At 71.0% G+C, this 23541-nt stretch carries 18 protein-coding genes and 1 pseudogene; 18 read left to right on the top strand and 1 reads right to left on the bottom strand.

Annotated elements, in window-relative coordinates; translation table 11 throughout:
* The 14 genes and pseudogenes from ACFWBF_RS23780 to ACFWBF_RS23715 all read left to right on the top strand — a co-directional run.
* Positions 1–1962 (top strand): annotated as a pseudogene (locus ACFWBF_RS23780) (peptidoglycan D,D-transpeptidase FtsI family protein); the annotation flags it as partial.
* 44 nt (positions 1963–2006) lie between these two features.
* Positions 2007–3707 (top strand): UDP-N-acetylmuramoyl-L-alanyl-D-glutamate--2,6-diaminopimelate ligase, encoded by a 1701-nt coding sequence (locus tag ACFWBF_RS23775; RefSeq protein WP_385605334.1) that lies wholly within the window; start codon positions 2007–2009, stop codon positions 3705–3707.
* Positions 3704–5128 carry a UDP-N-acetylmuramoyl-tripeptide--D-alanyl-D-alanine ligase gene (murF, locus tag ACFWBF_RS23770; RefSeq protein ID WP_385605331.1) on the top strand — a complete coding sequence of 475 codons (1425 nt, stop codon included), beginning with the start codon at positions 3704–3706 and terminating at the stop codon, positions 5126–5128. The genes ACFWBF_RS23775 and murF overlap by 4 nt, the downstream gene beginning before the upstream one ends.
* Positions 5125–6195 carry a phospho-N-acetylmuramoyl-pentapeptide-transferase gene (mraY, locus tag ACFWBF_RS23765; protein WP_385605328.1) on the top strand — a complete coding sequence of 357 codons (1071 nt, stop codon included), beginning with the start codon at positions 5125–5127 and terminating at the stop codon, positions 6193–6195. The genes murF and mraY overlap by 4 nt, the downstream gene beginning before the upstream one ends.
* Complete coding sequence (gene murD / locus ACFWBF_RS23760) at positions 6177–7625, top strand: UDP-N-acetylmuramoyl-L-alanine--D-glutamate ligase (protein WP_385605325.1); 1449 nt, start codon at positions 6177–6179, stop codon at positions 7623–7625. Before mraY ends, murD begins: the two co-directional genes overlap by 19 nt.
* A gap of 74 nt (positions 7626–7699) precedes the next feature.
* Positions 7700–9070, top strand: a complete 1371-nt coding sequence (gene ftsW, locus ACFWBF_RS23755; protein WP_385605345.1) for a putative lipid II flippase FtsW — start codon at positions 7700–7702, stop codon at positions 9068–9070.
* Between the two features lie 6 nt (positions 9071–9076).
* Positions 9077–10171: an undecaprenyldiphospho-muramoylpentapeptide beta-N-acetylglucosaminyltransferase gene (murG, locus tag ACFWBF_RS23750; protein ID WP_385222973.1), complete on the top strand. Its 1095-nt coding sequence runs from the start codon at positions 9077–9079 to the stop codon at positions 10169–10171.
* 32 nt (positions 10172–10203) lie between these two features.
* Positions 10204–11052, top strand: a complete 849-nt coding sequence (locus ACFWBF_RS23745) for a cell division protein FtsQ/DivIB (RefSeq protein WP_385605322.1) — start codon at positions 10204–10206, stop codon at positions 11050–11052.
* Positions 11053–11331: 279 nt separating this feature from the next.
* Positions 11332–12528: a cell division protein FtsZ gene (gene ftsZ / locus ACFWBF_RS23740; RefSeq protein WP_385605319.1), complete on the top strand. Its 1197-nt coding sequence runs from the start codon at positions 11332–11334 to the stop codon at positions 12526–12528.
* The gene (gene pgeF, locus ACFWBF_RS23735) at positions 12525–13256 is read left to right on the top strand and encodes a peptidoglycan editing factor PgeF (protein ID WP_385605316.1); all 732 of its coding nucleotides are present in this window, start codon (positions 12525–12527) and stop codon (positions 13254–13256) included. Before ftsZ ends, pgeF begins: the two co-directional genes overlap by 4 nt.
* A gap of 3 nt (positions 13257–13259) precedes the next feature.
* Positions 13260–13979 (top strand): YggS family pyridoxal phosphate-dependent enzyme, encoded by a 720-nt coding sequence (locus ACFWBF_RS23730; protein WP_385605314.1) that lies wholly within the window; start codon positions 13260–13262, stop codon positions 13977–13979.
* Between the two features lie 151 nt (positions 13980–14130).
* Complete coding sequence (locus ACFWBF_RS23725) at positions 14131–14742, top strand: cell division protein SepF (RefSeq protein ID WP_385605311.1); 612 nt, start codon at positions 14131–14133, stop codon at positions 14740–14742.
* A 60-nt stretch (positions 14743–14802) separates the two neighbouring features.
* A complete protein-coding gene (locus tag ACFWBF_RS23720) occupies positions 14803–15099 on the top strand; it encodes a YggT family protein (RefSeq protein ID WP_385605308.1) in 297 nt (98 codons plus the stop codon).
* Between the two features lie 82 nt (positions 15100–15181).
* Positions 15182–16429 carry a DivIVA domain-containing protein gene (locus tag ACFWBF_RS23715; RefSeq protein WP_385605305.1) on the top strand — a complete coding sequence of 416 codons (1248 nt, stop codon included), beginning with the start codon at positions 15182–15184 and terminating at the stop codon, positions 16427–16429.
* Positions 16430–16645: 216 nt separating this feature from the next.
* Here the strand turns inward: ACFWBF_RS23715 and ileS are convergent, their stop codons facing one another.
* Positions 16646–19804 (bottom strand): isoleucine--tRNA ligase, encoded by a 3159-nt coding sequence (gene ileS, locus ACFWBF_RS23710; RefSeq protein ID WP_385605302.1) that lies wholly within the window; start codon positions 19802–19804, stop codon positions 16646–16648.
* 563 nt (positions 19805–20367) lie between these two features.
* Here ileS and ACFWBF_RS23705 point away from each other — a divergent pair.
* The 4 genes from ACFWBF_RS23705 to ACFWBF_RS23690 all read left to right on the top strand — a co-directional run bounded on the left by ACFWBF_RS23705 (position 20368) and on the right by ACFWBF_RS23690 (position 23315).
* Positions 20368–21186, top strand: coding sequence for a TraR/DksA family transcriptional regulator (locus ACFWBF_RS23705; protein ID WP_385605299.1), 819 nt, complete (start codon positions 20368–20370; stop codon positions 21184–21186).
* A gap of 85 nt (positions 21187–21271) precedes the next feature.
* Entirely contained in the window at positions 21272–21835 is a 564-nt protein-coding gene (lspA, locus tag ACFWBF_RS23700; protein ID WP_385605296.1) for a signal peptidase II, read from the top strand.
* Between the two features lie 74 nt (positions 21836–21909).
* Entirely contained in the window at positions 21910–22851 is a 942-nt protein-coding gene (locus tag ACFWBF_RS23695; protein WP_385605293.1) for an RluA family pseudouridine synthase, read from the top strand.
* A gap of 41 nt (positions 22852–22892) precedes the next feature.
* On the top strand, positions 22893–23315 hold the full coding sequence (locus ACFWBF_RS23690) for a GNAT family N-acetyltransferase (protein WP_385605342.1): 423 nt from the start codon (positions 22893–22895) through the stop codon (positions 23313–23315).
* Positions 23316–23541 lie beyond the last annotated feature (226 nt).

Here is a 23541-nt window from a genome sequence, read left to right as displayed (position 1 = left end):
GGCCGGACCCACACCTCCGGCGGCCACGGCTTCGCCGCCCTCGGCCGCCGCCGGCTCCTGGAGATCCTGCACGAGCGCTGCGCCGGCCTCGGCAAGCCCAAGCCCCGGCTGCGCCTGGTCAGCGTCGGGCTGACGCTGGTCATGCTCGCCTTCGTCGTACGGCTCCTGCAGGTCCAGGCCGTCGACGCCTCCGCCTACTCCGCCAAGGCCTCCGAGAACCGTTTCGCCAGCTACACCCTGGCCGCGGAGCGCGGGGAGATCACCGACCGCAAGGGCGTGGCCCTGGCCACCAGCGTGGACGCGTACGACATCACGGCCGACCCCAAGATGTTCACGCCGCAGGACAGCAAGGCCCCCGACGCCCCCGAACAGGCCGCGGCCCTCCTCGCCCCGATCCTCGGCAAGGACGCCAGGGAGCTCACCGAGCGCCTCAGGACCAAGAACACCCGCTACGTCATCCTGGCCCGCCGCCAGACCCCGCAGGTCTGGAACCAGATCAAGGACCTCCAGCGGGTCTTCGCCGACAAGGCCGCCGCCGACCGCAGGAACAACGGCCCCGGCGCCAACGTCCTCGCCGGCGTGTTCAAGGAGGACAGCAGCAAGCGCGTGTACCCGGGCGGGGACCTCGCCGCCGGGATACTGGGCTACGTCAATGCCGAGGGCAAGGGCGGCGGCGGCCTGGAGTCCTCCCTCGACAAGAAGCTGTCCGGCAAGGACGGCGAGCTCACCTACGCCCAGTCCGGCGGCCGCCGAGTGCCCACCGCGGGCTCCAGCGAGAAGCCCGCCGTACCCGGCGACGACATCGAGCTGACCATCGACCGCGACATCCAGTGGGCCGCGCAGAGCGCCATCACCGAGCAGGTCGCCAAGTCGGAGGCCGACCGCGGCTACGTCGTCGTCCAGGACACCCGCACCGGCGAGGTCCTCGCCATGGCCAACGCCCCCGGCTTCGACCCCAACGACCTGACCAAGGCCAGCTCCGCCGCCATGGGCAACGCGGCGCTCCAAGACGTGTACGAGCCCGGCTCCACCGCCAAGGTGATGTCGATGGCCGCCGTACTGGAGGAGAAGAAGGCCACCCCCGAGACCCACGTCGAGGTCCCCAACCGGCTGCACCGCGGCGACCGCCTCTTCAAGGACGACATCGACCACCCGACCTGGTACCTGACCCTCAACGGGGTCCTCGCCAAGTCCTCCAACATCGGCACCATCCTGGCCACCGGCCAGCTCGGTGCCACCCAGTCCGAGGCCAACAAGGTCCTGTACTCCTACCTGACCAAGTTCGGCATCGGCCGGCCCACCGGCCTGGACTACCCCGGCGAGTCCCGGGGCATCCTCGCCAAGCCCGAGGCCTGGTCCACCTCCCAGCAGTTCACGATCCCCTTCGGCCAGGGCCTGTCCCTCAACGCCATGCAGGCGGCCTCCGTGTACTCGACCATCGCCAACGGCGGGGTCCGGATCGAGCCGACGCTGGTCCGTGGCACCAAGGGCCCCGACGGCCGCTTCACCGCCGCCCCCGCTCCCGCGCGGACCCCCGTGATCAGCCCGGAGACCGCCACATCCCTCGCGCACATGCTCGAATCGGTGGTCGACGACCAGGACGGCACCGGCACCAAGGCCCGCATCCCCGGCTACCGGGTCGGCGGCAAGACCGGCACTTCCAACCGGGTGGACCCGGCCACCGGCCGCTACAAGGGCTACACCGCCTCCTTCGCCGGCTTCGCACCCGCCGACAACCCCCGCATCACCGTCTACTGCGCCATCCAGAACCCGACGAAGGGCAGCTACTTCGGCGGCCAGATCTGCGGGCCCATCTACAAGAAGGTCATGGAGTTCGCCCTCAAGACCCTTCAGGTCGCCCCCACCGGCACCGCCCCCGCCGGACTCCCGGTCACCTACGAACCGGGGCCGCAGGCCGGTACCCAGCCCAATGCGCAGCCCAACCCGCAGCCCGGCCGGTGACCGTCCCGCCCGGCCGGCCGCCAGAAAAGCGTGAGGCACCATCAGTGACAACGATCACCCCGAAACCCGGGAACCGCCCGGCCCCCGGCTCCGCGGCGGGGCCCTCACTTCGCGACCGCCCCGCCGAGCCCGGTACGCTCACCGCCGTGCCCCACGCTGATCAGCCCAGAACCGCCCAGAATGACGCCCCGGCAGCGCCGCCGGGAGCGCCCAGGCCCGCGTCCGTCCGCCCGATCCCACTGGGCGAGCTGGCCACCCTGCTGGACATCGGAGCCCCGGGCGCACCACAGCCGCAGATCACCGGCATCACGCACGACTCCCGTGCCGTGCGCCCCGGTGACCTGTACGCGGCCCTGCCCGGTGCCCGGTTGCACGGCGCGGACTTCGCCACCCAGGCGGCCGCCCTCGGCGCCGCGGCCGTGCTGACCGATCCGGCGGGCGCCGAACGCGCCGCCGCGACCGGACTGCCGGTCCTCGCGGTCACCGACCCGCGCGGCCGGATGGGCGAACTGGCCGCCACGATCTACGGCCGGCCGGGTGAGGGCCTCCTGCGGATCGGCATCACCGGCACCTCCGGCAAGACCACCACCGCCTACCTCGTCGAAGGCGGACTGCGCGGAGCCGGACGCAAGACCGGACTCATCGGCACCGTCGAGATGCGCATCGCGGACGAGCGCATCAAGTCCGAGCGCACCACCCCCGAGGCCACCGACCTCCAGGCCCTCTTCGCCGTCATGCGCGAACGCGGGGTCGAGGCCGTCGCCATGGAGGTCTCCAGCCACGCGCTGGTGCTCGGCCGGGTCGACGGCTGCGTCTTCGACGTCGCCGTCTTCAACAACCTGAGCCCGGAACACATGGAGTTCCACTCCGACATGGAGGACTACTTCCAGGCCAAGGCGCAGCTCTTCACCGAGCGCCGCGCCCGCCTCGGCGTGGTCAACGTCGACGACGAGTACGGCCGCCGCCTCGCCAAGGAGTCGGCGATCCCGATGGTCACCTTCTCCGCCACCGGCGACCCGGCCGCCGACTGGCGGGCCGAGGACGTGGTCTGCGGACACATGGACTCCACCCTGACCCTGGTCGGGCCGGACGGACAGCGCGTACGGGCCACCGCCCCGCTGCCCGGCCCGTTCAACATCGCCAACACCGTCGCCGCGATCGTCACCCTCGCCGCCGCCGGCCTCGACCCGCAGACCGCCGCCGACGGCGTCGCCGCGGTCCCCGGGGTCCCGGGCCGCCTGGAGCGGGTGGACGCGGGCCAGCCGTACCTGGCGGTCGTCGACTACGCGCACAAGACGGACGCCGTGGAATCGGTGCTCCGCGCACTGCGCGAGGTCACCACCGGAAAGCTGCACGTCGTGCTCGGCTGCGGCGGCGACCGCGACACCACCAAGCGCGCCCCGATGGGTGCGGCGGCCGCCCGGTTCGCCGACACGGCCGTCCTGACCTCCGACAACCCGCGCTCCGAGGACCCCCTCGCGATCCTCGCCTCGATGTTCGAAGGCGCCGTGTCCGTGCCGCCCGCCGAGCGGGGCACCGTCCTCGTCGACGCCGACCGGGCCGCGGCCATCGCCGCCGCCGTCGCGCGCGCCGAGCCCGGCGACACCGTGCTGGTGGCGGGCAAGGGCCACGAGCAGGGCCAGGACACCGCGGGCGTCGTACGTCCCTTCGACGACCGCGCCGTACTGCGCGCCGCGATCGAGACGGCGCAGCACAGCCACCGACAGGCCGAGGTGAACCAGTGATCGCCCTTTCCCTCGCCGAGATCGCCGACATCACCGGCGGGCGGCCCCACGACATACCGGATCCGTCCGTCCGCATCACCGGGCCCGTCGTCATCGACTCCCGCCAGGTGGAGTCCGGCAGTCTGTTCGCCGCGTTCGCGGGTGAACACGTCGACGGCCACGACTATGCCGAGCGCGCGGTCGGCGCCGGAGCCGCGGCGGTACTCGCGACCCGGCCCGTCGGCGTGCCCGCCATCGTCGTCCCCGACGTGGAGAAGGCCCTCGGCGCCCTCGCCCGGGCCGTCGTCGAGCGGCTGGGCACCGACGTGGTGGCCCTGACCGGCTCCGCCGGGAAGACCTCCACCAAGGACCTCATCGCCCAGGTGCTCCAGGCCCACGCGCCCACCGTGTGGACGCCCGGCTCCCTCAACAACGAGATCGGCCTGCCGCTCACCGCCCTGCGCGCCACCGAGCGGACCCGGCACCTGGTGCTGGAGATGGGCGCCCGCGGGATCGGCCACATCGACTACCTCACCGGCCTGACCCCGCCGCGGATCGGCCTCGTCCTGAACGTCGGGACCGCCCACATCGGCGAGTTCGGCGGCCGCGAGCAGATCGCGCAGGCCAAGGGGGAGCTGGTGGAGGCCCTGCCGGCCGAGGCGGACGGCGGAATCGCCGTACTGAACGCCGACGACCCCCTGGTGCGCGCGATGACCGCCCGCACGAAGGCCCGTACGGTCCTCTTCGGGGAGGCCGAGGACGCCGAAGTGCGGGCCACCGAGGTGCGGATGACACCCGGGGGGCAGCCCTCCTTCACACTCCACACACCGACCGGGTGCAGTGATGTGACCTTGCGCCTGTACGGTGAGCACCACGTGTCGAACGCGCTCGCCGCGGCCGCCGTCGCCCACGTGTTGGGCATGTCCGTCGACGAGATCGCCACCGCGCTCTCCGGGGCGGGCACCTTGTCCCGGTGGCGGATGGAGGTCACCGAGCGGGCGGACGGCGTGACGATCGTCAACGACGCCTACAACGCGAATCCCGAGTCCATGCGGGCCGCTCTGCGCGCACTTGCCGCGATGGGCGGCTCCGCCAGGGCGAAGGGGGGACGTACGTGGGCGGTGCTCGGCCCGATGGCCGAGCTCGGTGACGCATCGTTGGCCGAGCACGACGCGGTGGGACGGCTTGCCGTCCGGCTCAACGTGAGCAAGCTCGTCGCAGTCGGGGGCAGGGAAGCGTCCTGGCTGCAACTGGGCGCATATAACGAGGGTTCGTGGGGTGAGGAGTCGGTGCTCGTGTCCGACGCGCAGGCGGCGGTCGACCTGTTGCGCAGTGAACTGCGCCCGGGTGACGTCGTGCTGGTGAAGGCTTCCAGGTCGATCGGCCTGGAGCGGGTCGCGCTGGCGTTGCTGGAGCGCGAGGGCGAGGTCGCCGGCCGATGAGGCAGATTCTGTTCGCGGGAGTCATCGGACTCTTCCTCACGCTCATCGGCACCCCGCTGCTGATCAAGGGTCTGGCCCGCAAGGGCTACGGCCAGTTCATCCGCGACGACGGCCCCCGCGGCCACGCCGGGAAGAAGGGCACGCCCACCATGGGCGGCATCTCCTTCATCCTGGCGACGCTCGTCGCGTACGTCCTGACTAAGGTCATCACCTCCAGTGAGCCGACGTTCTCGGGTCTGCTCGTCCTGTTCCTGATGGCGGGCATGGGCCTGGTCGGGTTCCTCGACGACTACATCAAGATCGTCAAGCAGCGCTCGCTCGGTCTGCGGGCCAAGGCGAAGATGGCCGGCCAGCTGATCGTCGGCATCGCCTTCGCGGTGCTCGCGCTCCAGTTCTCGGACGCGCGCGGGCTGACCCCGGCCTCCACCAAGCTGTCGTTCGTCACGGACTTCGGCTGGCAGATCGGCCCGGTGCTGTTCGTGGTCTGGGCGCTGTTCATGATCCTGGCCATGTCCAACGGCGTGAACCTGACCGACGGTCTGGACGGCCTGGCCACCGGCGCCGCCGTGATGGTCTTCGGCGCCTACACCTTCATCGGCGTCTGGCAGTACCAGGAGTCCTGCGTCAACGCGCAGACCCTGACCAACCCGGCCGCCTGTTTCGAGGTGCGCGATCCGCTGGACCTCGCGGTCGTCGCCTCCGCCCTGATGGGCGCCTGCTTCGGCTTCCTGTGGTGGAACACCTCGCCCGCCAAGATCTTCATGGGTGACACCGGTTCGCTGGCCCTCGGCGGCGCGCTCGCCGGCCTCGCGATCTGCTCCCGCACGGAGTTCCTGATGGCGCTCCTCGGCGGCCTGTTCGTCCTCATCACGATGTCGGTGGTCATCCAGGTCGGCTCCTTCAAGCTGACCGGGAAGCGCGTTTTCCGGATGGCTCCGCTCCAGCACCACTTCGAACTCAAGGGGTGGTCCGAGGTCCTTGTCGTGGTCCGCTTCTGGATCATCCAGGGCATGTGCGTGATCGTGGGTCTCGGTCTCTTCTACGCGGGATGGGCAGCCGACAAGTGACCTCCTGGCACGGCAAGAACATCACCGTCGCCGGCCTCGGCGTGAGCGGCATCAGTGCCGCCCGCGCCCTGGCCGGCCTCGGCGCCAGGGTGACCGTCGTCGACAGCGGGGACGGCGACGCGCACCGCGCGCGGGCCGCCGAGCTCGCGGGGCAGGGCATCGAGGTCCGCCTCGGCCGCCCGGACGACGGCGCCCCGGCGGGCGAGCTGCTCCCCGAGGGCACGGACCTGGTGGTCACCTCGCCGGGCTGGAAGCCCGACAGCCCGCTGTTCGAAGCCGCCGCCGCGGCGGGTGTGGACGTCGTGGGCGACGTCGAGATCGCCTGGCTGCTGCGGGGCCCCGACGCGGCCCCCTGGCTCGCCATCACCGGGACCAACGGCAAGACCACCACCACCCAGATGCTCGCCTCGATCCTCAAGGCCGCCGGCCTGCGGACCGCGGCCGTCGGGAACATCGGCACGCCGATCATCGACGTGGTGACCGGCGAGGAGACCTACGACGTCCTCGCCGTCGAGCTCTCCAGCTACCAACTGCACTGGGCGCCCTCGGTACGGGCCCACTCCGCGGCCGTCCTGAACCTCGCCCCGGACCACCTCGACTGGCACGGCTCCATGGAGGCGTACGCCGCCGACAAGGGCCGGATCTACGAGGGCAACCAGGTCGCCTGCGTCTACAACGTGGCCGACCGGGCCACCGAGGACCTGGTCGTGCGGGCCGACGTCGAAGAGGGCTGCCGGGCCATCGGCTTCACCCTCGGCGCCCCCGGCCCCTCCATGCTCGGCGTGGTCGACGGCATCCTCGTCGACCGGGCCTTCGTGGAGAACCGGCAGAAGAACGCCCAGGAGCTCGCGCACGTCGAGGACGTCAACCCGCCCGCCCCGCACAACATCGCCAACGCGCTCGCCGCCGCGGCGCTCGCCCGCGCCTTCGGCGTGGAGCCGCGCGCGGTCCGTGACGGGCTGCGCGACTTCCGCCCCGACGCGCACCGGGTCGCGCACGTGGACGAGGTGGCCGGGGTCACGTACATCGACGACTCCAAGGCCACCAACACCCACGCGGCCGAGGCCTCCCTCGCGGCCTTCGAGCCGGTCGTCTGGATCGCCGGCGGCCTCGCCAAGGGCGCGACCTTCGACGAACTCGTCCGCAAGTCCGCGAAGCGGATGCGCGGCGTGGTGCTGATCGGCGCCGACCGGGCGCTGATCGCCGAGGCGCTGGCGCGACACGCCCCGCAGGTCCCGGTCGTGGACCTCGAGCGGACCGACACTGGGGCGATGCTCGCAGCGGTCCGGGAAGCGGCCCGGCTCGCCGAGCCCGGCGACACGGTTCTGCTGGCACCTGCCTGTGCCTCGATGGACATGTTCGCGAACTACAACAAGCGTGGGGACGCGTTCGCCGACGCGGTGCGCGAACTGGCTGCCGAGAGCGCCTAGGTCCGGTCGATCCAGGGCGGGTTCCCTCCGGCCGGCCGGCTGCTCGCCGCGTACGAGTGGAGGGGATGACAGAGATGCCGGCCAAGCAAGTGCTGCCGGGACGGCGGCCGTCCGCCGTGAAGACCGTCAGACCGCAGGGCCGCAAACGCCTCGCGGGCGGCGGGAAGCGGCCCGCCGGGCGGGGCCCCCTGGACGGGCTGCGGCGTACGCAACAGCAGTTGCGCCGGGCCTGGGACCGGCCGCTCACTGCGTATTACCTGATTTTCGGCAGTTCGCTGCTCATCACCGTGCTCGGCCTGGTGATGGTCTACTCCGCCTCCATGATCAAGGCGCTCCAGCTCGGCCTGGGAGACGCGTACTTCTTCAAGAAGCAGTTCCTCGCCGCCCTGATCGGCACCGGACTGCTGCTGGGCGCCTCCCGGATGCCCGTCAAACTCCACCGGGCCCTGTCCTATCCCGTGCTCGCCGGCACGGTCTTCCTGATGGTCCTGGTCCAGGTCCCCGGGATAGGGGTGGCGATCAACGGCAACCAGAATTGGATCTCCCTTGGCGGTCCGTTCATGCTCCAGCCCAGTGAATTCGGCAAACTGGCCCTGATCCTGTGGGGCGCCGACCTGCTGGCACGCAAGGGCGACAAGGGGCTGCTGAGCCAGTGGAAGCACCTGCTGGTACCGCTGGTCCCGGTCGCCTTCGCACTGCTCGGGCTCATCATGCTCGGCGGGGACATGGGCACCGCGATGATCCTCGGAGCCATCCTGTTCGGCCTGTTGTGGCTGGCCGGGGCGCCCACGCGGATGTTCGTGGGGGTGCTGGCCTTCGCGGGTGCGATCGTCGCGCTGCTCATCAAGACCAGCCCGCACCGTATGGACCGGCTCGCGTGCATCGGTGCGACGGAACCGGGCAGGAACGATCTGTGCTGGCAGGCCGTGCACGGAATCTATGCGCTGGCTTCCGGCGGATGGTTCGGTTCCGGGTTGGGTGCCAGTGTGGAAAAATGGGGGCAACTGCCAGAGGCCCACACCGACTTCATCTTCGCCATCACCGGCGAGGAACTGGGTCTGGCGGGGACGCTGTCGGTGCTCGCCCTGTTCGCGGCCCTAGGCTATGCGGGTATCCGCGTGGCCGGACGCACGGAGGACCCCTTCGTACGGTATGCCGCGGGAGGCGTGACCACCTGGATCACGGCGCAAGCCGTGATCAACATCGGTGCGGTGCTCGGTCTGCTGCCGATCGCCGGGGTCCCGCTCCCGCTGTTCTCCTACGGAGGGTCAGCCCTGCTGCCGACCATGTTCGCGGTCGGACTGCTCATCGCCTTCGCGCGGGAGGAGCCCGCCGCGCGCGCGGCGCTCGCGATGCGGCGGCCGAAGAACGGGCGGCTGCGGGCCGGGCAGAGATGGAAGTCGATGAGACGGCGCGTCAAGAAGCGTCCGTCCGGAGAGCGGTGAATTTCGGTGCATGTCGTACTAGCCGGTGGGGGGACCGCCGGCCACATCGAGCCGGCGCTCGCCCTCGCGGACGCCCTGCGCAGGCAGGACCCTTCCGTGGGCATCACCGCCCTCGGCACGGAACGCGGACTCGAAACCCGCCTGGTGCCGGAGCGCGGCTACGAGCTGGGACTGATCCCCGCCGTACCGCTGCCCCGCAAGCCAACCCCAGAGCTGATCACCGTCCCCGGACGGCTGCGCGGCACGATCAAGGCCGCGGAGGAGATCCTCCTGCGCACCAAGGCCGACTGCGTCGTGGGCTTCGGCGGCTACGTGGCCCTGCCCGGCTACCTCGCCGCCAAGCGGCTCGGGGTGCCGATCATCGTCCACGAGGCCAACGCCCGGCCCGGACTGGCCAACAAGATCGGCTCCCGGTACGCGCACGCCGTCGCGGTCTCCACGCCCGACAGCAAGCTGCGCGGCGCCCGCTACGTGGGCATCCCGCTGCGGCGCTCCATCTCCACCCTCGACCGGGCCGCGGTCCGCCCGGAGGCGCGTGCCGCCTTCGGCCTGGACCCCAACCTGCCGACCCTGCTGGTCTCCGGCGGCTCGCAGGGCGCCCGCCGCCTCAACGAGGTGATCCAGCAGGTCGCGCCGACGCTCCAGCGCTCCGGGATCCAGATCCTGCACGCGGTCGGGCCGAAGAACGAACTGCCGCGTGTCGACAACATGCCCGGGATGCCGCCGTATGTGCCGGTACCGTACGTGGACCGGATGGATCTCGCGTACGCCGCCGCCGACATGATGCTGTGCCGCGCGGGTGCGATGACCGTCGCCGAACTCTCCGCCGTCGGGCTCCCCGCCGCCTACGTCCCGCTGCCGATCGGCAACGGCGAACAGCGGCTCAACGCCCAGCCGGTGGTCAAGGCCGGCGGTGGCCTGCTCGTGGACGACGCGGAACTGACGCCCCAGTGGGTGCTCAGCCAGGTCCTCCCGGTGCTCGCCGACCCGCACCGCCTGTACGAGATGTCCCGCGCCGCCGGTGAGTTCGGGCGCCGGGACGCCGACGAGCTGCTGGTCGCGATGGTGTACGAGGCGATTGCCGCCCAAAGGAACCGCTGAGGCGGGAAGGCACGGACGCAGGAGGCACAGGAGTGGCCGGAGCGACGACCGAGGAACGCGGCAACTCGGGGGCTGCCCGCAAGGGACCCGGCTCCGCCCGGCCGCCCAAGCCCCCGAAGCCGTCCAGGAGATCCGGCCCGCGAGGCCCCGGCGGGCAGGGCCCTTCCCTGAAGGGCCTGCGCCGGGGCCCCGTCCTGGTGGTCGCTCTCGCCGCCGCGCTGCTGCTGGCCGCCGGCTGCACCTGGGTGCTCTACGGCTCCTCCTGGCTGCGGATCGAGAAGGTGACCACGAGCGGCACCGGGGTCCTCACCTCGCAACAGGTGCTGGCGGCCGCCGCCGTGCCCGTCGGCGCGCCCTTGGTGTCCGTGGACACCGACGAGATCGCGAGCCGGCTCCGCGGCCGCCTGCCCCGCATCGATTCGGTCGATGTGGTGCGGGCCTGGCCGCACGGAATCGGTCTGAAAGTGACGGAACGCAAACCCGTCCTGCTCATCAGAAAGGACGCCAACTTCGTGGAAGTGGACGCTTCGGGTGTGCGATTCGACACTGTCGCGAAAGCACCCGCGGGCGTCGCGGTCCTCGAATTGAACGCCGCGCAGTCGCCGAGCGGCCGCCGCTTCGACGAGGAGCGGCTGCTGCACGAGGCCGTCGGCGTCGCCGGCGGCCTCCCGCAGGCCGTCGCCAAGGAGACCGTGCAGGTCAAGGTCGGGTCGTACGATTCGGTCGTGCTGGAGCTGACCGGCGGCCGGACCGTGGTCTGGGGGAGCGGCGAACTGGGTGAGGCGAAAGGCCGAGCGCTGACCGCACTCCTGAAGGCCTCGCCGAAGGCGAGCCACTTTGACGTGAGCGTCCCCACCGCCCCCTCGGTGTCCGGGAGTTGACGTCGGACCGAGCAGCGACGCACCCTGGTTGGCCAGCGATACGGGTGATCACATAGGGTGAAAAGAAAAACGGGAGGTTCGGCGTGTTCGTTGAACACGCGCTACTTGTCGACTTAGTGTCCTGTTCGGAAGAGTCCAAGGAACAGACACACTCCTCACCCTAAACTTCAGGGTGAGGGTTCGGGTCGGCGCGTACGGACCGTCCCACTTTCGGCATCAGTCGTCGCAACGCAGGTCCGCGAGGCGGCGACACGTAACTCGAGGCGAGAGGCCTTCGACGTGGCAGCACCGCAGAACTACCTCGCAGTCATCAAGGTCATCGGTGTCGGCGGCGGTGGTGTCAATGCCATCAACCGAATGATCGAGGTCGGTCTCAAGGGCGTCGAGTTCATCGCCATCAACACGGACGCCCAGGCGCTGTTGATGAGCGACGCCGACGTCAAGCTCGACGTCGGCCGGGAACTCACCCGGGGTCTCGGCGCCGGCGCCAACCCGGACGTCGGCCGCAAGGCGGCAGAGGACCACCGCGAGGAGATCGAGGAGGTCCTCAAGGGGGCCGACATGGTCTTCGTCACCGCCGGTGAGGGCGGCGGCACCGGAACCGGCGGCGCACCCGTCGTCGCCAACATCGCGCGCTCGCTGGGCGCCCTGACGATCGGTGTGGTCACCAGGCCGTTCACCTTCGAGGGCCGGCGCCGCGCGAACCAGGCCGAGGACGGCATTGCCCAGCTCCGCGAGCAGGTCGACACCCTCATCGTCATCCCCAACGACCGGCTGCTGTCCATCTCGGACCGCCAGGTCAGCGTCCTCGACGCCTTCAAGTCGGCCGACCAGGTCCTGCTCTCGGGCGTCCAGGGCATCACCGACCTGATCACCACCCCTGGTCTGATCAACCTCGACTTCGCGGACGTCAAGTCCGTGATGTCCGAGGCGGGCTCGGCCCTGATGGGCATCGGCTCGGCCCGCGGCGACGACCGCGCGGTGGCCGCCGCCGAGATGGCGATCTCCTCGCCGCTGCTGGAGGCGTCCATCGACGGCGCCCGCGGTGTGCTGCTCTCCATCTCCGGCGGCTCGGACCTCGGTCTCTTCGAGATCAACGAGGCCGCGCAGCTGGTGAGCGAGGCCGCGCACCCCGAGGCGAACATCATCTTCGGCGCCGTCATCGACGACGCGCTGGGCGACGAGGTACGGGTCACCGTCATCGCGGCCGGCTTCGACGGCGGACAGCCCCCGGCCCGCCGGGACAACGTCATCGGCGCCGCGTCCAAGCGCGAGGAGCCGGCCCCCGCGCCGGTCCGCGCCGCCGACCCGGTCCGCCCGGCGTTCGGCGGACTCGGCTCGGTCACCCCGCGCGAGGAGCCCCCGGCCCCCGTCGAGGCGGCCCCGGTCGAGTCCCCCGCGCCGCAGGTCCCGACGGCCCGGCCGTACCAGGACAGCCCGGCCGAAGAGCTGGATGTCCCGGACTTCTTGAAGTGACGCTGGAGCAGCACAGCGAGAGCGGCGCCCACTTCGCCTTCACCGACCGGTGGGGTGGAGTGAGCGCCGTTCCGTACGAGGAGCTCAATCTCGGCGGCGCGGTCGGAGACGACCCGGCCGCCGTTCGTGCGAACCGGGCCGCCGCGGCGAAGTCCCTGGGCATCGGCCCGGACCGGGTGGTCTGGATGAACCAGGTGCACGGCCGGGACGTGGCCGTCGTGGACGCCCCGTGGGATTCCGCTTCGGACCTGCCCGGTGTGGACGCGGTGGTGACCACCCGGCGGGGGCTCGCCCTCGCCGTCCTCACCGCCGACTGCACCCCGGTCCTGCTGGCCGACCCCGTCGCCGGTGTCGCGGGAGCCGTCCACGCCGGGCGGCCCGGGCTGGTCGCGGGGGTCGTGACCGCCGCCGTCGAGGCGATGGTCTCGCTCGGAGCCGAACCCGCGCGCATGATCGCCCGTACCGGACCCGCCGTCTGCGGCCACTGTTACGAGGTGCCCGCCGCGATGCGGGACGAGGTCGCCGGGGCGGTGCCGTCCGCTTATGCCGAGACCAGCTGGGGGACTCCGGCCGTGGACGTGGTCGCGGGGGTGCACGCGCAGCTGGCCGAGGCGGGGGTGGTGAACACCCACCGGTCCCCGGTCTGCACACTGGAGTCGCGGGACCACTTCTCGTACCGCCGCGACCGGGTGACCGGGCGGCTCGCCGGATATGTCTGGTTGGACTGATTGATGACGGACCGTAAGGCCGAGCTGGCCGAGAACCTCGCGCGGGTGGAGGAACGTATCTCGTCCGCGTGCGCGGCCGCGGGGCGGGGACGGGAAGAGGTGACCCTCATCGTGGTCACCAAGACCTACCCGGCGAGCGACGTACGACTGCTGGCGGACCTGGGGGTCCGTCATGTTGCGGAAAATCGCGACCAGGACGCCGCCCCCAAGGCCGCGGCCTGCGCGGATCTGCCGCTCAGCTGGCACTTCGTCGGCCAGTTGCAGACGAACAAAGTCCGTTCCGTGGCGGAATACGCGCATGTGGTGCAGTCGGTCGACCGGCCCAAGCTGGTGACCGCACTCTCGGCGGCCGCCGGGAGCGCCGGGCGCGAGCTCGGCTGCCTCGTGCAGATCGCGCTCGACGCCGAGTCGGGGGAGCGCGCCGCCCGGGGCGGCGCGGCACCCGAACAGCTCGGCGAGTTGGCGGACCTCGTGGCCGCCGCACCCGGACTGCGGATCGACGGTCTGATGACCGTGGCCCCGCTGGCCGGGCCGTACGCGGGACGCGAACAGGCCGCCTTCGAGCGGCTCGTGGAATTGTCATCCCGCCTGCGCGCGGACCATCCGGCTGCCACGATGGTGTCGGCCGGGATGAGCGCGGACCTGGAACAGGCCGTTGCGGCCGGTGCGACACATGTACGCGTCGGCACTGCGGTACTCGGCGCGAGACCCCGGCTCGGGTAACGTCGCGAAGAAAGTCGGACCACAGCAGAAAATATGGTCATTACCGCTGATGAGCGGGCAGACCACGTGGATCGCGGGCAGTTGGTGACATTCGTGACACGGCGGCACACCTGCGACAGGGCGATCCACCACAGAGCGGAGGACTCAGAGAATGGCCGGCGCGATGCGCAAGATGGCGGTCTACCTCGGCCTCGTGGAGGACGACCGGTACGACAGCCCGGGGTACGACCCCGACGACGAGTTCGAGCCCGAGCCGGAACCGGAGCGGGAGCGCCGGCGACAGCAACCTGCCCCGCACCAAACGCCCGTAACGGACGAACCGGTACGAGTTGCACAGCCCCCGGCGCAGCGGGAGCCCATCCCAATCCCGGTAGAAAACGGACGTCCTGCGCGAATTGCCCCCGTGGCATCCATCACACCCGAACGCTCGAACCTGGAGAAGAACGCCCCCGTGATCATGCCCAAGGTCGTCTCCGAGCGGGAGCCGTACCGCATCACGACGCTGCACCCGCGGACCTACAACGAGGCCCGTACCATCGGGGAACACTTCCGTGAGGGCACTCCGGTGATCATGAATCTCACCGAGATGGACGACACGGACGCGAAGCGTCTCGTGGACTTCGCCGCCGGCCTCGTGTTCGGCTTGCACGGCAGCATTGAACGCGTGACACAGAAGGTGTTCCTGCTGTCGCCTGCTAACGTCGATGTCACGGCGGAGGACAAGGCCCGCATCGCGGAGGGCGGGTTCTTCAACCAAAGCTAGACCGATCCGTCAGATACGGGACCGGGAACAGAGCGGGAGCAGGGGAGAGGGAAGCACGGGATGGGCGTCGCACTGCAGGTTGTCTACATCGTGCTGATGTGCTTCCTCATCGTGCTGATCTTCCGACTGGTCATGGACTACGTGTTCCAGTTCGCACGTTCATGGACACCGGGCAAGGCGATGGTGGTCGTTCTGGAGGCCACCTACACTGTGACCGATCCACCGCTCAAGCTTCTTCGGCGGTTCATTCCGCCGTTGCGTCTCGGGGGCGTGGCACTCGACCTGTCCTTCTTCGTTCTGATGCTCATCGTTTACATCCTCATCAGCTTCGTGAGCACCGCTGCGAGAAGCGTGTGAACGATGAACTTCTCCGCAGGCGCGGGGACAGTCCCGATACGGTCTTGCCGACTGCCGACGACTACGTAGAGGTGAAGAAGACATGCCGCTGACTCCCGAGGACGTGCGGAACAAGCAGTTCACGACCGTCCGCCTCCGAGAAGGCTATGACGAGGACGAGGTCGATGCCTTCCTCGACGAGGTCGAGTCCGAACTGACGCGCCTGCTGCGCGAGAACGAGGACCTGCGCGCCAAGCTGGCTGCCGCCACGCGCGCCGCCGCGCAGAACCAGCAGCAGCAGGGCATGCGCAAGCCGGAACCCCAGGACCAGCGTGGCCCCGGCGCCCCCGTGCCCGCGGCCATATCCGGCCCGCCGCAGCAGCAGCAGCCGCAGATGGGCCCGCCCCAGCTGCCCGGCGGCCAGCCGCAGCTCCCGGCCGGACCCGGTGGACACGGACCGCAGGGTCCGGGCCCGATGGGCGGCCCCATGCAGCACACCATGGGCGGCCAGCAGGGCATGGGCCAGCAGGGCATGGGCCAGCAGGGCATGGGCCAGCAGGGCATGGGCCAGCAGGGCATGGGCCAGCCCATGCAGCAGCAGTCCATGGGCGGACAGAACCCGCTCGGCCAGCAGATGCAGCCCATGGGTCAGCAGATGCAGCAGATGGGGCAGCAGATGCAGCCCATGGGCCAGCAGATGCACCAGCCCCAGCAGCAGCAGCTCCCGCAGCAGGGCCCCGGTGGCGACAGCGCCGCCCGCGTCCTGTCGCTGGCGCAGCAGACCGCCGACCAGGCGATCGCGGAGGCCCGCTCCGAGGCCAACAAGATCGTCGGCGAGGCCCGTTCGCGCGCCGAGGGCCTGGAGCGGGACGCCCGTGCCAAGGCCGACGCGCTGGAGCGGGACGCGCAGGAGAAGCACCGCGTCGCGATGGGCTCGCTGGAGTCCGCCCGCGCCACGCTGGAGCGCAAGGTCGAGGACCTGCGAGGCTTCGAGCGTGAGTACCGTACGCGCCTGAAGTCCTACCTGGAGTCGCAGCTGCGCCAGCTCGAGACCCAGGCCGACGACTCCCTGGCCCCGCCGCGCAACCCCGCCGGTCCCGCGCTGCCGCCGGCGCCGTCGCCGTCGATGGCTCCGGCCGGTGCGATGGGGCACTCCATGGGTGGCCCGTCGATGGGCGGCCCGTCCCCCATGGGCGGTCCCTCCCCGATGGCCCCGTCCTACGGCGGTCAGCAGCAGATGTCCCCGGCGATGACGCAGCCGATGGCTCCGGTGCGGCCGGCTGCTCCGCAGCCGATGCAGCAGGCGCCGTCTCCCATGCGGGGCTTCCTGATCGACGAGGACGACAACTAAGCGCCGCCGCCGCGTCTGTCGGCAGTCGCACGGGCCGGGCCCGGTTCCCCTCAGGGGGCAACCGGGCCCGGCCCGTTTGCGCGCCCGGCACCGCTGCCGGGGCTCCGCCCCGGACCCCGCGCCTCCGCCGCCGGCGGGGCTGAAGATCGGGGCGGCGCCCCGGACACGCGAAGCGGCCCGTACCCCCGGGTGGGGATACGGGCCGCTGCGGTCGGACTAGGCCTTGCGGAGGCGGAAGGTCAGGGACAGGGACTCGTCCGTGAAGGGGGCGCCGAAGGCGGCGTCCCCCTCGCCCGAGGCGTAGTCCGTGGACAGGACCTCGTCCGCGATGAGCGCCGCGTGGTCCGTCAGGGCCGTCACGACCTCCGGGTCCGACGAGGACCAGCGCAGGGCGATACGGTCCGCCACGTCGAGGCCGGAGTTCTTGCGGGCCTCCTGGATCAGGCGGATCGCGTCACGGGCCAGGCCCGCCAGCCGCAGCTCCGGGGTGATCTCCAGGTCCAGGGCGACCGTCGCGCCGGAGTCGGACGCCACCGACCACCCCTCGCGCGGGGTCTCCGTGATGATGACCTCCTCCGGGGTCAGGGCGACCGGCGAGCCGTTCACCTCGACCTCGGCGGAGCCGGACCGCAGGGCCAGCGACAGGGCCGCCGCGTCGGCCGCGGCCACCGCCTTCGCGACGTCCTGCACGCCCTTGCCGAAGCGCTTGCCCAGCGCACGGAAGTTCGCCTTGGCCGTCGTGTCCACCAGCGAGCCGCCGACCTCCGACAGGGAGGCCAGGGAGGAGACGTTCAGCTCCTCCGTGATCTGGGAGTGCAGCTCCGGGGAGAGGGTCTCGAAGCCCGAGACCGCCACCAGCGCCCGCGACAGCGGCTGGCGGGTCTTGACGCCCGACTCCGCACGCGTCGCCCGGCCCAGCTCCACGAGGCGGCGTACCAGCAGCATCTGCTGCGAGAGGACCGGATCCACCAGCGCCGCGTCCGCCACCGGCCACGTCGACAGGTGCACCGACTCCGGCGCGTCCGGGGTGACCGGGACGATCATGTCCTGCCAGACCCGCTCCGTGATGAAGGGGGTCAGCGGGGCCATCAGCCGGGTGACCGTCTCGACCACGTCGTGCAGGGTGCGCAGCGCGGCGGCGTCGCCCTGCCAGAAGCGGCGGCGGGAGCGGCGGACGTACCAGTTGGAGAGGTCGTCGACGAACGCGGAGAGCAGCTTGCCGGCGCGCTGGGTGTCGTACGCCTCCATCGCCTCCGTGACCTCGGTCGTCAGGGTGTGGAGTTCCGAGAGCAGCCAGCGGTCCAGGACCGTGCGGTCGGCCGGGGCCGGGTCCGAGGCGGACGGCGCCCAGTTCGACGTACGGGCGTACAGGGCCTGGAAGGCGACCGTGTTCCAGTAGGTCAGGAGGGTCTTGCGGACCACCTCCTGGATCGTGCCGTGGCCCACGCGCCGAGCCGCCCACGGGGAGCCGCCGGCCGCCATGAACCACCGCACCGCGTCCGCGCCGTGCTGGTCCATGAGCGGGATCGGCTGGAGGATGTTGCCCAGGTGCTTGGACATCTTGCGGCCGTCCTCGGCGAGGATGTGGCCGAGGCAGACCACGTTCTCGTAGGAGGACTTGTCGAAGACGAGGGTGCCGACCGCCATCAGGGTGTAGAACCACCCGCGCGTCTGGTCGATGGCCTCCGAGATGAACTGCGCCGGGTAGCGCTTCTCGAAGATCTCCTTGTTCTTGTACGGGTAGCCCCACTGCGCGAACGGCATCGACCCCGAGTCGTACCAGGCGTCGATGACCTCCGGCACGCGGACGGCGGTCAGGGAGCAGCCCTGCGCCGTGCAGGGGAAGGTGACGTCGTCGATGTACGGGCGGTGCGGGTCCAGGTTCGACTGGTCGGTGCCCGACAGCTCGGTCAGCTCGGCGCGGGAGCCGACGCAGGTGAGGTGGTTCTCCTCGCAGCGCCAGATCGGCAGCGGGGTGCCCCAGTAGCGGTTGCGGGACAGCGCCCAGTCGATGTTGTTGTTCAGCCAGTCGCCGAAGCGGCCCTGCTTGACCGAGTCCGGGAACCAGTTCGTCTTCTCGTTCTCCCGCAGCATCGCGTCCTTGACGGCGGTGGTGCGGATGTACCAGGACGGCTGCGCGTAATACAGCAGCGCCGTGTGGCAGCGCCAGCAGTGCGGGTAGCTGTGCTCGTAGGCGATGTGCTTGAAGAGCAGGCCGCGCGCGTCGAGGTCGGCGGTCAGCTTCTCGTCGGCCTTCTTGAAGAAGACGCCGCCGACCAGCGGGACCTCCTCCTCGAAGGTGCCGTCCGGGCGGACCGGGTTCACGACCGGCAGGCCGTACGCGCGGCAGACCGCGAGGTCGTCGGCGCCGAAGGCGGGGGACTGGTGGACCAGACCGGTGCCGTCCTCGGTCGTGACGTACTCGGCGTTCACGACGTAGTGGGCGGGGGCCGGGAATTCGACCAGGTCGAAGGGGCGCTCGTACGTCCAGCGCTCCATCTCCTTGCCCGTGAAGGACTCGCCGGTGGCCTCCCAGCCCTCGCCGAGGGCCTTCTCCAGCAGTGGCTGGGCGACGATCAGCTTCTCGGAGTCCTCGTCGCCGGTACGGCGCGCGACGACGTAGGTGACGTCCGGGTGCGCGGCGACGGCGGTGTTGGACACCAGGGTCCACGGGGTCGTCGTCCAGACCAGGAGCGCCGCCTCGCCCGCGAGCGGGCCGGAGGTCAGCGGGAAGCGGACGAAGACGGAGGGGTCCACGACCGTCTCGTAGCCCTGGGCCAGCTCGTGGTCCGAGAGGCCGGTGCCGCAGCGGGGGCACCAGGGGGCGACGCGGTGGTCCTGGGTGAGCAGGCCCTTGTTGAAGATCTCCTTGAGCGACCACCACACGGACTCGACGTAGTCGGGGTCCATCGTGCGGTACGCGTCGTCCAGGTCGACCCAGTAGCCCATCCGGGTCGTGAGCTCGGTGAACGCGTCGGTGTGGCGGGTCACGGACTCGCGGCACTTGGCGTTGAACTCGGCGATGCCGTACGCCTCGATGTCCTGCTTGCCGTTGAAGCCGAGCTCCTTCTCGACGGCGAGCTCGACGGGCAGGCCGTGGCAGTCCCAGCCGGCCTTGCGGGCCACGTGGTAGCCGCGCATGGTGCGGAAGCGGGGGAAGACGTCCTTGAAGACGCGGGCCTCGATGTGGTGCGCGCCGGGCATGCCGTTCGCGGTGGGCGGGCCCTCGTAGAAGACCCACTCGGGGCGGCCCTCGGACTGCTCCAGGGTCTTGGCGAAGGTCTTGCTCTCGCGCCAGAAGTCGAGGACGGCGTGCTCGAGGGCAGGCAGGTCGACCTGGGCGGGTACCGGGCGGTACTGCGGCGGTGTGGTCATGAGGCTGAACTCTTCCTCCGGCGGGATGTGACTTCCGTCCGGAGGGACGAGAGCTGGCTGCTCCCGCGGTACCACCCTCCTTGGCCTCCGGACGGATCCGGTGGCCCCCTCATTGGGGTGCGAAGCCGGTTCTACTCGCCGTACGGGGATCCGGGCGGGATCGTACGGCTTTCTTCCGGCGGCTCAGGGGTGATCCTTCGACATCGCGCTCGCCCCCGGGCTCTCACCGTCCCCGGGTCGCTCCTGGCTGCGTCCGACGCTACTCGTCCCCGTCCATGCCTTTCGCTGGGCCCAAGTGTACGGGCCCAGGGCGTGCTCGGCAGACCGGTTTACGGGGCGTGGCGCCGGGGGCGGAGAAGGGCGTCGGCGTGACCCGAATGGGCCGATGCGCCGGTCCGGAGCCTTGTGGGGCGCGAGGGGCGGATTACCGGGGCTCCGGATGGGCACAACGGATGCAGGTTGACCTCGATGGACGCGTGCCCCGTTGCCGTGGGGCCGGAGCCGATTTATCGTTCCGGCACGATTCGCGAGCAAAGATCACAGTATGTGAAGGGGCCGCGGCCATGGTGGCGAAGAAGACCGCCGGGAGTACTAGTACTGCCAAGAAGGCCGCCGGGAAGGTGACGGAGGCCGAGGACAGGGCTCGGACCGGGAAGGCCGCCGCTCCCGCCGGGACGGCGCCCGCGAAGAAGGCTGCTGTGAAGGCGCCCGCAAAGGCGCCTGCGAAGAAGGCGGCCGCGAAGAAGGCGCCTGCCAAGAAGGCCGTCGCGAAGAAGGCGCCCGCCAAGAAGGCGACCGCCGTCAAGAAGACGGCCGCGAAGAAGGCCACGGCCAAGCCGGCCGGGGCCGAGGGGGCGGCGCACGCCGCGCTAGAGACGGGAGCCCGCACAGTGGTCGCCAAGAAGAGCACCGGCACGGCCAGGAAAACCGCCGCGGTCGCCACCAGTGGGCTGCCCAAGGCGCGCGGCATCGCGGCTCGCACGCCGGGCGAGCTCGCCGTACGGCCCGGGGAGGACCCGTGGACGCAAGGAGAGGTCGACGAGGCCCGCAGCGAGCTGATGAGCGAGGTGCTGCGCCTGCGCGCCGAGCTCGACGCCTCCGAGGTGGCCATCTCCGGCCTGATGCGGGACTCGGGCGACGGCGCGGGTGACGACCAGGCCGACACGGGCACCAAGAACATCACCCGGGAGTCCGAACTGGCGCTCGCGGCGAACGCCACCTCGATGCTGGAGCAGACCGAGCGGGCCCTGGAACGGCTGGAGGCGGGCACGTACGGGATCTGCGAGAACTGCGGCAAGCCCATCGGCAAGGCCAGGATGCAGGCCTTCCCGCGGGCCACGCTGTGCGTGGACTGCAAGCAGAAGCAAGAGCGGCGGCACTGAGGCGGGCGGCCAGGCGGGCGGGCGGCGCGCGCCCTGACGTACTCTCCTCTCGTCAGCCTGGTTCGAGCTAGTTCGAGGGACTCACGTGACAGAGGCGGAGCGCATCATCGGTACGCCGGAGGTCGGGGACGACGACGCCCAGCGCGAGTCCGCCGAGCCCAAGGGGCGGCGGCGGATCGTGGCCCTGCTCGTCGTGGCGGTGCTCGCGTACCTGCTCGACCTCGGTAGCAAGATGCTGGTCGTCGCGAAGCTGGAGCACGAACAGCCGATCGAGATCGCCGGGACGCTCCTGAAGTTCGAGTTCGTCCGCAACCCGGGCGCCGCCTTCGGCTTCGGCGAGGCCTTCACGATCATCTTCACCTGCATCGCGGCCACCGTGATCGTGGTGATCGTCCGGCTGGCCCGCAAGCTGTACAGCCTGCCGTGGGCCATCGCGCTGGGCCTGCTGCTGGGCGGTGCGCTGGGCAATCTGACCGACCGGATCTTCCGCTCGCCGGGCGTGTTCCGCGGGGCGGTGGTCGACTTCATCGCGCCCGCCCACTTCGCGGTCTTCAACCTCGCGGACTCGGCGATCGTGTGCGGCGGGATCCTGATCGTCCTGCTGTCGTTCAAGGGTCTGGACCCGGACGGCACGGTCCACAAGGACTGATCGCGGGGCGGCCGCCGGGCGCCCGCGGGGCGCTTGCGGGAATGCCCGTCTGCCGAGTCCTGCATACTCGACAGGTGAGTACGATTCCCGAGATCCGCACCCTGCCCGTTCCCGATGGCCTCGAGGGCGAGCGCGTCGACGCCGCCATCGCCCGTATGTTCGGTTTCTCCCGGACGAAGGCGGCCGAACTCGCGGCCGCGGGGAAGGTGGCGGTCGACGGCAGCGTCGTCGGGAAGTCCGAGCGTGTGCACGGTGGCGCCTGGCTCGAAGTCGAGATGCCCGCGCCGCCGCGGCCCGTCGAGGTCGTGGCCGAGCCCGTGCCCGGCATGGAGATCGTCCATGACGACGACGACATCGTCGTCATCATGAAGCCGGTGGGCGTCGCCGCCCACCCGAGCCCCGGCTGGACCGGCACCACCGTGATCGGCGGCCTCGCCGCCGCCGGCTACCGGATCTCCACCTCCGGCGCGGCCGAACGCCAGGGCATCGTGCACCGCCTCGACGTCGGGACCTCCGGTCTGATGGCGGTCGCGAAGTCGGAGCGCGCCTACACCTCGCTGAAGAACCAGTTCCGCGAGCGGATCGTGGACAAGCGCTACCACGCGCTGGTGCAGGGGCACCCGGACCCGATGAGCGGCACGATCGACGCGCCGATCGGGCGGCACCCCACCGCCGACTACAAGTGGGCCGTGACCCAGGAGGGCAAGCCCTCCGTCACCCACTACGACCTGATCGAGGCGTTCCGGGCCGCCTCGCTGCTGGACATCAAGCTGGAGACCGGGCGTACGCACCAGATCCGCGTGCACATGGCCGCGCACCGGCACCCCTGCGTCGGTGACCTGACGTACGGGGCCGACCCGACGGTGGCGAAGCGGCTGGGGCTGACCCGGCAGTGGCTGCACGCCGTGCGGCTGGGCTTCGAGCACCCGTCGGACGGTCAGTGGGTGGAGTTCGAGAGCACGTACCCGGCGGACCTGCAGCACGCGCTGGACGTGATCCGGGCGGAGAGCGAGTGACCTCGCCGGTCGAGGTCCGGGTGGCTGTCGGCGAGACCGACATGGCGGCCTGCTTCGAGGTGCGGACCGAGGTGTTCGTCGTCGAGCAGTCCGTGCCGGCGTCGATCGAGTACGACGCGTACGACGCGGGCGCGGTGCACGTACTGGCCGTGGGGCCGGACGGGATCGCGCTGGGTACGGGGCGGCTGCTGCACGGGGCCGCTGCGCTGGGCAAGACCGGTGACCCGGCCGTCGGCTCGCTGGGACGGCTGGCGGTACGCAAGGCCGCGCGCGGGCTCGGTGTGGGGGTCGCGCTGGTCCGGGCGCTCGAGGCGGAGGCCGCGGGGCGGGGGCTTTCCGCCGTCGACCTGGGTGCGCAGACGCATGCGCTCGGCTTCTACGAGCGGCTGGGGTACGTGGCCTACGGCCCCGAGTTCCAGGACGCGGGCATCCCGCACCGCGCCATGCGCCGCCCCCTGCCGTAGCCCACCCCTGGGGCTCCGCCCCAGACCCCGCGCCTCAAACGCCGGCGGGGCTGGATTTGGCCGATGCCGGCTGTTGGTGGGCTGGGTTGCCCGCAGGGCAATTTCAGCCTCGCCGGCGTTTGAGGCGCGGGCGCGGAGCGCCGTTGGGGGGCGGGGCGGAGCCCCGACACGGGGTCGCGCGTCCCCCACCGCGCAACGCCGAGCGCAGCGGACTGGCAGGGTGGGG

It is taken from the genome of Streptomyces sp. NPDC060028 (genome assembly GCF_042736725.1).
Lineage (GTDB): Bacteria > Actinomycetota > Actinomycetes > Streptomycetales > Streptomycetaceae > Streptomyces.
The sequence above is the reverse complement of the archived record's forward strand: the minus strand, read 5'-3'. Positions and strand labels throughout refer to the sequence as shown.

Coding starts and splice junctions, on each gene's coding strand:
- mraY (WP_385605328.1), top strand. CDS start 5,125: ATGAGGCAGATTCTGTTCGCGGGAGTCATCGGACTCTTCCTCACGCTC.
- murD (WP_385605325.1), top strand. CDS start 6,177: ATGGGCAGCCGACAAGTGACCTCCTGGCACGGCAAGAACATCACCGTC.
- ftsW (WP_385605345.1), top strand. CDS start 7,700: ATGCCGGCCAAGCAAGTGCTGCCGGGACGGCGGCCGTCCGCCGTGAAG.
- ACFWBF_RS23730 (WP_385605314.1), top strand. CDS start 13,260: ATGACGGACCGTAAGGCCGAGCTGGCCGAGAACCTCGCGCGGGTGGAG.
- ACFWBF_RS23725 (WP_385605311.1), top strand. CDS start 14,131: ATGGCCGGCGCGATGCGCAAGATGGCGGTCTACCTCGGCCTCGTGGAG.
- ACFWBF_RS23720 (WP_385605308.1), top strand. CDS start 14,803: ATGGGCGTCGCACTGCAGGTTGTCTACATCGTGCTGATGTGCTTCCTC.
- ACFWBF_RS23715 (WP_385605305.1), top strand. CDS start 15,182: ATGCCGCTGACTCCCGAGGACGTGCGGAACAAGCAGTTCACGACCGTC.
- ileS (WP_385605302.1), bottom strand. CDS start 19,804: ATGACCACACCGCCGCAGTACCGCCCGGTACCCGCCCAGGTCGACCTG.
- ACFWBF_RS23705 (WP_385605299.1), top strand. CDS start 20,368: ATGGTGGCGAAGAAGACCGCCGGGAGTACTAGTACTGCCAAGAAGGCC.
- ACFWBF_RS23690 (WP_385605342.1), top strand. CDS start 22,893: ATGGCGGCCTGCTTCGAGGTGCGGACCGAGGTGTTCGTCGTCGAGCAG.